This is a genomic window from Clostridium sp. 1001270J_160509_D11, from assembly GCF_015667935.1.
In the GTDB taxonomy this organism is placed as follows: Bacteria; Bacillota; Clostridia; order Peptostreptococcales; family Peptostreptococcaceae; genus Intestinibacter.
Window position 1 is genome coordinate 1 of record NZ_JADPET010000111.1, and the last position, 9,990, is coordinate 9,990.

Sequence of the window (9,990 nt, forward strand, 5' to 3'; positions counted from 1 at the left end):
TATTTTACAACTATAACAAAAAAATCTTTATTTAAAAAATAAAGATTTTTTAATTTCGCAACGTACGAAGTCGTTGTCGCTATATTTTTTATAAAATACTGTATAGGCATGTAAACAATGGAGTAATATTTTAAAAATTTGGCTTCTAAGATATTCATTTTCCATTTAATATACTTATTAAGAAGAACCTACACCATTTAGTGCTCTTATATCAGATCATACAATGTAGGCCCTAAATTTATTTTTTATAGTAATAATAGTAATCGAATTTGGATTAATTACTACATATTACTTCATTTGTCAATTTTTAAGATCTTCATCTTGTTTCTTTTGTATGTCTTTTTTATCTGCTTTGTTTTCATTGCAGCCTTCTCTTCGGCGATTCAAACATTTACATGTTTGATGCGTACCAATGCTCGCCAGACCACTTAATGCTCCTGCAATTACGATTTCTGCTGTAATCTTCTCATTTAGTGATACATTTATAACTACCCCAACCATTAGCATAATCAAAGGAATATACTTGTTGGGAATAAAATCTAAACTTGTTTTAATTACATAACCTATGCACATACAAAAACCAATAACCAATGGAACCATATATTGAGTATATTGACTCAAATCCATAAATATCACCCCATTTACTATATTCTATTCAAAAAAAATAATAATGCTCCACATTATTTGAAAATTTGACAAAAAATACATAAAACTGCCATAATTAACTTATATAATAATTAGGAGGGGTATTATGTACGAAGAAAACTATGAATTTCCAGCAATAATAATAAATCACAGTAGTGATGACTACGAAATTAGAATATACGACTTTGAAGAAGTTACAGTATATGACGATAACTTAGACGATTGTTATACATCTATAAAAGAGGCATTAGAAGGAGAAATTTACAAATATATCTGTTTAAATAAAGATATTCCAAAAGCAACATCAAAAGAAAACATAATTTTAGATTACAACCAAACCTTATTTCATATAAAAGTAAATACACAAGAAGCCATAAAAAACTCCAAAAGATTGGGCGTTATAGTACCTAAAGATTTATAATTTTTATCTGTATTTAAAATTCAAATAAACAAACAATAAAAGAAAAACGTATTAAGAGGTGATATAATGTTTATTCCTAAAAGGGTTATATTTGAAAAAGGTTCATTAGATACTGAAATAGGTCAAAATATCTTCAATAAAGTAAAAGACATTCCAAATGTTGAAATTATAAATGCAAGTTCTAACAGAATCAAAAGCAATATCCCTGGAGACAACTTATATGAACAATACAGATCCGGAAAAGAGACATTAGTCGTCGGTTATCGTAAAAGTCTAAAGTTTCAAACATGTAAGCCATCTGCAAATTATCAACTGCCTTTAGTCAGCGGCTGTATGGGAAGATGTGAATACTGCTATCTAAATACTCAATTAGGCGATAAGCCTTATATAAGGGTGTTTGTCAATATAGACGATATCTTAAAAAAAGCAAAAGAATATATAGACGAAAGATCGCCTGCTGTAACTATATTTGAAGGTGCGGCGACATCCGACCCTATACCACTTGAACCCTATACTCATTCTTTGAGAAAAACGATAGAATTTATGGGAGCAGAAGAAAAAGCTCGCTTTAGATTTGTGACTAAATACAATGATGTAGATAGTTTATTAGATGCAAACCACAACAACCACACAGAAATTAGATTTAGCATAAATACACCAAAAATAATCGACATTTACGAACATTATACAGCTTCTGCCAGCAAGCGAATTGAAGCTGCTGTAAAAGTAGCTAATGCAGGATACCAAATAGGTTTTATAATCGCACCCGTATTTCTTTATGAAAATTGGAAAGATGAATACAGAGATTTAATTAAAAGTATAAAAGAAAAACTCCCAAAAGATTTTAATCAAAGCATTATATTTGAAGTGATATCTCATAGATACACTACAAAAGCAAAAAATAGAATAAACGAAATATATCCAGAGACTACATTGCCTATGAATGATGATGATAGAAAATTTAAATACGGTCAATTTGGATACGGCAAATACGTATATTCTAAAGAAGAATTAGACGATATGAAGGATTTCTTTAAAAAAGAGATTAAAGAGATTTTTCCAGATAGCTTTATAAAATATGTGATTTAAAATTCGCTTCGCTCATGACGCCAACGAATCAAAGATTCCGTTGCTTAGAATTCGCTTCGCTCATAGCACCAACAAATCGAAGATGCTGTTGCTTTAAATTTGCTTCGCTCATGGCGAGGGCGATTTTGTATATTTCTTTAAATTAGCTTTCATTAGAATTAAAAAATCCCCCTATATAGTAGAACACTCTATATAGGGGGATTTTTATTATTTTTATGTCATTTAATAATTTTAAGTAAAGATCTATTTACATTTTAAAATTATTTATTTTACAGTCCTATTAATACTCTTCGTAACATATCCTGATTTAGACATTTGAATAGTTATCACAGTATTTTTCTTTTGTTTTGGAATAAACACCTTGTATTTTCCTTTAGAATTTACTGTAGTCTGTTTTCCCACTTGCTTTTTATTTACATAAACTTTTATAGTGGCGTTTTTTGTTCCTGTTCCACTTATACTCGTGCTAGTTTTATATATATTGTTACATGTTAAAGAGCCAAATTGTTTTAATACTGTAGTTGTAGCGCTCTTTGAGTTGTAATTAGTCTTAGAAGCTACTACTTTTATAGTAGAGCCGCCAGGCTGCTTAGGTATTTTAATACTGTATTTATTATTTGAAGCTTTGCCAGAAGCTATAACCTTGCCTTTTGAGTTATATACTTTAATAGTAGCGGAGCTTAATGCCTTACCGCTTATATATGTACTAGATGAATTTAAAGTATTTATCGTAAGTGTAGCCATATTCTTTTTAGCTACCGTATTATTTTTATTAGTTGTAGCATTGTTTTTGTTTACAGTTGTATTATTTTTATTAGCTATATTATTATTTTTGTCGACAGTGGTGTTATTCTTATTATTTGTAGTGTTATTTTTATTAGGTACAGATGTATTGTTTTTGTTGTCTGTACTTGTATTTTGTTTATTTATAAGTGTTCCACCGCCTATAGCTTTTACTGCTTTTAAGGCATTTACCTTGCCGTATCCCGTATAACTGTCTTTTCCCGGTCTACCTATATCGTCAGCCGTAGAATATAGAGCTGATTTTATTTCGTCTACTGTAGCGTTTGGATTTTTAGACTTCATCATAGCAACAATACCAGACACTATTGGCGCTGACATAGATGTTCCGCTGTCATACATATATCTTTGTCCATTGGTATAAGGAATTGTGCTGTATATATCTACTCCATATGCAGATATATCCTTTTTAGTTCCGTAATTTGAATCAGCCGCCTTTTGGTCGTTTTGATCTATATTTATTACAGATATACAAGAGTCAAAATCAGCAGGATAAAACTTCATAGTGCTGTTGTTGTTACCTGCTGAACAAACAGTGACAATTCCCTTTGCTTTGGCGTTATTTATAGCCTTCTCTAATAATTTATCTTGTTCTTTATCTGCATCTTCATAAAAATTATCGTCTACCAATCTACCAAGACTCATATTTATAACTTGTGCGCCCTTTTTAACGGCGTAATTATATCCGTTTAAAATATCACTTGTAAAAGCTTCTGCGCTGTTTTTGTTTCCCCAAAATACATTTATATTCATAAGCTCTATATTGTTGTTTCCAATACCTGAAATACCGATAGCATTATTAGTTGTAGCTGCCAATATTCCAGATACATGCGTCCCATGATAGTTTTTATCTTTAGTAAGTTGAGAATAGTTGTTTTCAGCATCTACTGCAAGATATAAATTGCTTTTTAAGTCAGGGTGATTTACATCCATACCAGTATCTAGTACTGCTACTTTTACTTTAGATGTTTTGTAGTCTTTTAAGTAGTCCCAAGCTTCGTATATTTTTAAACTTTTTAAATAGTATTGTGCCTTGCTGTACTCATCATTAGTACTAGTTGTAGCTTTATATGTACTAGAGCTAGACGTAGTTTTATATGAGAAATTAGGCTGTACTGATTTTATAAAACTACTGTCTTCGTAGTTTTCTATCGCCTTATCTACAGTTTCAGAGTTTGATATATCGACTACACCTATATTTTTTCCCATAAGCTGTTCTATTTCTCCGTCTAGATTGTCTACAACAGCTTCTTTTAACTCTTTATTTACATCATTTTCAAATTCAACAATGACTTCACCAGGTTTATAACCTAACTCTTCATCACTTTGTTTTTCTTCTGATGCATCTTCGTAATCTTTTATTAAATCATCTGCCCTAGAGTCTATAACTGCTTTAAATTGATTTATCTTTTTACTTTGTTCTTTGTCATAATAATAATTTAAAACTTCTTTTACAGCATACTCAAAGTTTTCTTTAGAGTTGTATTTATTTATGTGTTTTGCCACATAACTTCCTGATACTTTTTCTAAATCAAACTTATCTTCTAGTTGATTTGATACTCTTTGTTTTTGATTGTTTTCTGTTTCAATCTTTTTTTGTTCCTTCTTAAAAGTTGCCTTTACTTCAGCATAAGAATAAATAGGTCCTATATTAGGAAGTACTAGTGATAAAGATAAAAACAGTGGTATAAATTTTTTGTTTAATATCATCTCTATCCCCCTTATCATTTAGTCATTATAGATAATATACATCTTATATTGTATAAAATCTATAAATTTTTCCTTACATTATATCACGAAATCATAACATTTTTAAGATTTATAAATATTTTACTAAAGAGTTATCTTTAACTTTATTAAAAATATAATTTGAATTAAGAAGGGATTTAGATTGCAAAAATCGAATTGTATAATAATATGTTTATTTATAGGATATATAAAATGAAATTCACTTAAAAATTTATACATAGTAAGAAGATAACTTTTTTAATTCTAGCGAATTTTAAGCAACGGACGAAGTCGTTGGCGTCATGAGCAAAGCGATTTTTAAGCAACGTAATCTCCGATTCGTTGGCGTCATGAGCAAAGCGATTTTTAAGCAACGGACGAAGTCCTTGGCGATATGAACGTAGTGAATTTTTTATATAAATTAAAGTAATTAAAATATGAAGTTGTGGTGATAAGTGTAATGAAAGAAAAATTTTTAGAAAGTTTAAAAGAGGCACTAACTACATATTCTTATTCTACTAATATTCCACTTGTCTTACTAGATGAAAACGGAAGTTCTGTGTATTCAATTGGGAATGAAGAACCTTTTTGCAAATTTTTCAAAGAGTTTACAGGAGATATGAACCCCTGTTCTCAAACTCATCTATATGCAGCTAAACAATCAGAAGCGTTAGGAGAAGCTTATACATTCTTTTGTCCTGCTGGGCTTATTCACTATACTGTTCCAGTTATAAAAAAAGGTGTATTTAGAGGTTCTGTGCTAGCTGGTCCTATACTTATGGATTTTTCTGATGAACTTATGATTTCTGAAATTATGCAAAAATTCAATATAGATTTAAAATATCTTGGGATGGTAGAATCTAAAATAAGAAGTATTCAAGTTATAGACCCTACAAGAGTTAGGCATCTAGGCAACTTGTTGTTTATTGTAGTTTATAGTCTTTTAAGTGATGAGAAAAAAGAGCTTGAAAGAAAGAGATTAATAGCTTCTCATCAATCTGATTTAAATGAAAAAATACAGATTATTAAAGATGAGCAAAATGTAGAATTTTACTCTTATGAAACAGAAAAGGAATTATTATTAAAAGTTAGAAATGGGGACGTTATAGGAGCTAAAAATATCCTAAACGATATGATAGGTCGTATTTTATTTGCCTCAGGAAACAATATAAATGTAATAAAATCAAAGACATTAGAGCTTTGCACATTGTTGTCTAGGGCGTCTATAGACGGCGGAGCCGACTCAAATACGATAATAGACTTAAATAGCAAGTTTTTATATAAAATATCAAATATAAAAAATATCGAAGATTTATCTTATTGGGTTGTTCACATGCTAGATAGCTTTACTCAAAATGTATTTAACTTTAACGAGTCTAAAAACCCTGTATTAATCCAAAAATGTATATCATATATAAATGAACATTACAACGAAGATATAAATTTAGAAAAAGTCGCTAATATAGTACATCTAAACCCGTCTTATTTTTCGAGTGTATTCAAAAAAGAAGTAGGCGTAAGCTTTTCAAATTATTTAAATAAAATAAGAATCGAGCAAAGCAAACTGCTACTTAAAAATACTGATTCTTCTATAGTAGAAATAGCTATGGAAGTCGGCTTTGAAGATCAAAGCTATTTTTCAAAAGTATTTAAAAACTTGACGAAAATGACTCCTAAACAATATCGTCAAAATGGATAATATAAAATAGACTTTCCTTATAACTTATTTCATAAGAAAAGTCTATTTTAAAAAGATATAAATAAAATTAAAATAAATAAATTTAAATTATTTAAAAGCTATATTTGTTTTTAACTTATTTTATTCAAATAAATTTAAGATATTTTTCTTGTTTAATTTGTATCCTATAATACAAATCGCTCCACTTTCTTCTTTATAATAGCTTTCTTCATTTATTTCATTTTCAACATAATCAAATTTGTACCAATTTTTATCTCTATTTTGCAAAATCCCTTTTCCCCTTACGATTTTGCCATAAGTATCCTCATCTTCAAAACACTTAAAGATGAGCTTTATATCGCTATAATCTATAGATTTCTTTGTTTTAAATTCCAATGTAGAAAAATGATATGGATTTCTCGTCTCGTCCTTATCTAGTTTATCTAATATTTTTAACATGTCGTAGTCTTGTATTTTATTTTCAATAGCTTCAATCAAATTTCGCCCACTTATATTGTAAATATCTTCGTTTATAATATTTGCATTTATATTTATATTTTTGATATACGAATACATCCCTTCAATATATTTTATATCAACACCTGTATTTTTGCTTAAAACAATAGTTTTTGATACTACAATTTGATCGTCCACAAATACCTTGGAGTATGAAGATACAAAGTCAAATCGCTTTACATCTAATACAGAGATAATATTATTGATTTTAAATAGATTTTTAAATTTAAAATCGTTACACGCTCTTAATATCTCGCTTAATTTTGCGACACCTGTAGGTTCTACAATTATCCTATCAGGATTAAATTTATTTATTATATCTTCTATTGAAGAGAGAAAATCCCCCGACGAACTACAGCAAATACATCCTGCTGTTATTTCCTCTACTTCGACACCAGTATTTTTGAGTATGTCAGTATCAATTCCTACTTTTCCAAATTCATTTTCTAAGACGACGATTTTTTCGTCCCTATAACCTTCAGTCACAAGTTTTTTTATAAGAGTAGTCTTTCCTGCTCCTAAAAATCCCGATACAATATCTAATTTTACCTTCATAAGCCATACCACCCTTATTTAAAAGATTTAACCACCCTAAAACATTTTTTAAAACCTAAACGCCTATCCTGTAATTTAAAAATAATTTTCCTGTAATATATAGAGAAACTGCCCCAAAATTTGAGATGGCTACTTTGGGACAGCTTAAGTTTATTTAGTTTAAAATTATAAGCTTTTTATTTATAAGATTTATTTTAATTTATATTAGATTAAAATTTATAAGCCGTATTCAGCTGGTATAAATTTATCCATATCTAATTCATCTTGCATATCGTCATAAAATTCTAATTCATCATCTGCTATATCTTCAATTTGATTTCCTATGATATCTAGCCATTTCTTTTCTCTTTCTTCTACATAAACTTCACCGCTATTTACAGCTTCAGTTATCTTATCAAGAGCAAGTTTAGCACCTAACTTAGTCATTTCAAATGAATTTTCAGCTTTGACTAATTCGCCAGCTATATCAAATACAACTTGTGGTTTTAATACGTAAGCTTGAGGATCAAGTCGTGCATCAGATTCAGCAAGTAAATCTCTAAATTCTCTTCTAAATCCTTTCTTAGTAGCTGTATTCATAAGTCTTGTATCGTAAATTAATTGTTCTATAGATACAACTGGTGCCATTTCAGCTAATAATTTAACTTGTTGGACAGATTCATTAGACCATAAATCAGTTACAGCAGCTGCTATATTACCTATTGGAGATAAGTGAGCACAAGCAGCTGATTTACCTTCACAAGATATAGGAGAGCCTGTAATTGCTTTTAGATAAATACCTTCATAAGCACAGTCTTTAGATGGGCCTACAGCTCCTTCTTCAAAAGCAGCTAAAGCTCTAGCAACTGTAGCAACTCTCACTACTGCTGCAAATACTTTTGGTATCATACCTCTTTCAGCAAGTACCATAGCAGTATTACCAAATCCACAAGCAGAATCCCCTGCTGGAAGTGAGCCATTAGCTTTACAAATATCAGCTATGTTTTTCCATAAGAATTTCATATCTCTACATCCACAAACTCCAAGTGCAAATATAACTTGTTTAATATCTGCATTTACTAAAGCTTCGTCGTTTAACTCTTTACCACCAGTAGATTCAACAGAGATAAAGTCAGCGCCAGCTTGTGAGCAACCAGCGAAGCTTTCAATCATAGCTTCCCAATACTTACCGCTTCTCATAATTGGAGGTCTATTCATCTCTCTTAAGTCGTTTGGAGTAGCTCTATAAGCAGATTTTAGACCGTATTTAGCTTCGTATTCTTTCATAGTATCTACTATGATCTTACTTACTTCAATACCCCATTTAGGATTTTCAGTAAATTCAGGAAGAGTTTCATATTCTATAACTACTCCTGGTGCATATAATTCTCTAGCTCTATTTAATATACCATTTGTCATATCTTTGTATATTTGGTATGCATCTTTTATACTATCTTCATTAACTATCATTGATGGCAATGTGAAGTTTAATTCTGGATAAACTTCGCCACCACCTATTATTAAACCGCTTTTAGTTGTTACTGGTTTCTTACAAGAACCATAAACAAAATCATCAACTGAATCGTATGCCAATTTATTAAATTTTATACTCATAACCGTTCCTCCCAATATAATTATTTATTTTTCAGATTGTTTAAACGCCTATATTATTTTTTAGCTTTAAGTACATTTTTAGCTACATCTGCTGCAGCTGCTGCATCAGTAGTATAGTAATCTGCATGTACTTGTTTTGCGTATTCTTCTGAAACTGGAGCACCGCCTATCATGAATATATATTTATCTTTAATTCCTTTTTCTTCAAATGCTTTTATAGTAGTTTCGATTGCCGGCATTGTAGTTGTAAGTAAAGCTGATAAGCAAATTATATCTGCTCCTATTTCTTCAGCTTTTTCAACAAATTTTTCTTCTGGAACGTCAACACCTAAGTCGACCATTTCTATACCAGCGCCATCCATCATCATCTTAACTAAGTTTTTACCTATATCGTGTAAATCCCCTTTTACAGTACCTATAACTGCTTTTCCTATTGGTTCAACACCTTCAGCTTTTAGAGATGGAGCCAAAACTTTAAGTCCAGCTTGCATTGCTTTAGCTGCGATTAACATTTCTGGAACATATATTTGTCCTTCTTTAAATTTATCGCCTATTTCACCCATTGCAGAAATCAAACCATCGTTTAATATATCAGCAGGTTTTATACCTTGTTCTAAAGCTTCTTTAACTAATTGTTTTGATTGTTTTCCACTACCTTTTTGTACTGCTAATGAAAGTTCTCTTAATTCCATAAATCCTTCCCCCTAACCAAATTATTAAAATACTATTATTAAAATCTACTTAATGATGATTCGTGTTGTCATATTAGAAAGTTTTGTTTATGCTTTTGACTTTCTTTGTGATTTGTTTATCTTTTATACTTAAATAATAGTATTTTTTAAAATATAATTATTGTAATTTATATTGTTTTTTATTAAACCTTTTAGCTTTTTTAATATATAAGCCTCAAATATTGAAATTACAACATTTAAGGCTTATTATTTTTTAAAAATTTTATTTATAT

Annotated in this window: 8 protein-coding genes; 3 read left to right on the forward strand and 5 right to left on the reverse strand. The window is 29.8% G+C overall.

The window, feature by feature from the left end:
- Positions 1-300 precede the first annotated feature (300 nt).
- Positions 301-627: a phage holin family protein gene (locus I4U58_RS10210; protein ID WP_195931227.1), complete on the reverse strand. Its 327-nt coding sequence runs from the start codon at positions 625-627 to the stop codon at positions 301-303.
- A 124-nt stretch (positions 628-751) separates the two neighbouring features.
- On the opposite strand from I4U58_RS10210, the gene I4U58_RS10215 reads away from it, so the two are divergent.
- A complete protein-coding gene (locus tag I4U58_RS10215; protein ID WP_195931229.1) occupies positions 752-1,066 on the forward strand; it encodes a hypothetical protein in 315 nt (104 codons plus the stop codon).
- Positions 1,067-1,132: 66 nt separating this feature from the next.
- Complete coding sequence (gene splB / locus I4U58_RS10220) at positions 1,133-2,155, forward strand: spore photoproduct lyase (protein ID WP_195931231.1); 1,023 nt, start codon at positions 1,133-1,135, stop codon at positions 2,153-2,155.
- A gap of 264 nt (positions 2,156-2,419) precedes the next feature.
- Here the strand turns inward: splB and I4U58_RS10225 are convergent, their stop codons facing one another.
- The gene (locus I4U58_RS10225; RefSeq protein WP_195931233.1) at positions 2,420-4,666 is read right to left on the reverse strand and encodes a S8 family serine peptidase; all 2,247 of its coding nucleotides are present in this window, start codon (positions 4,664-4,666) and stop codon (positions 2,420-2,422) included.
- A 478-nt stretch (positions 4,667-5,144) separates the two neighbouring features.
- Here I4U58_RS10225 and I4U58_RS10230 point away from each other — a divergent pair, with 478 nt between their 5' ends.
- Positions 5,145-6,383 carry a PocR ligand-binding domain-containing protein gene (locus I4U58_RS10230; protein WP_195931235.1) on the forward strand — a complete coding sequence of 413 codons (1,239 nt, stop codon included), beginning with the start codon at positions 5,145-5,147 and terminating at the stop codon, positions 6,381-6,383.
- A 120-nt stretch (positions 6,384-6,503) separates the two neighbouring features.
- Here the strand turns inward: I4U58_RS10230 and I4U58_RS10235 are convergent, their stop codons facing one another.
- From I4U58_RS10235 to I4U58_RS10245, 3 genes are all read right to left on the reverse strand, one after another.
- The gene (locus I4U58_RS10235) at positions 6,504-7,433 is read right to left on the reverse strand and encodes a GTP-binding protein (protein ID WP_195931237.1); all 930 of its coding nucleotides are present in this window, start codon (positions 7,431-7,433) and stop codon (positions 6,504-6,506) included.
- A gap of 216 nt (positions 7,434-7,649) precedes the next feature.
- A complete protein-coding gene (locus I4U58_RS10240; RefSeq protein ID WP_195931239.1) occupies positions 7,650-9,026 on the reverse strand; it encodes a methyltransferase MtaB domain-containing protein in 1,377 nt (458 codons plus the stop codon).
- Positions 9,027-9,079: 53 nt separating this feature from the next.
- Positions 9,080-9,718, reverse strand: a complete 639-nt coding sequence (locus I4U58_RS10245) for a corrinoid protein (protein ID WP_195931241.1) — start codon at positions 9,716-9,718, stop codon at positions 9,080-9,082.
- Positions 9,719-9,990 lie beyond the last annotated feature (272 nt).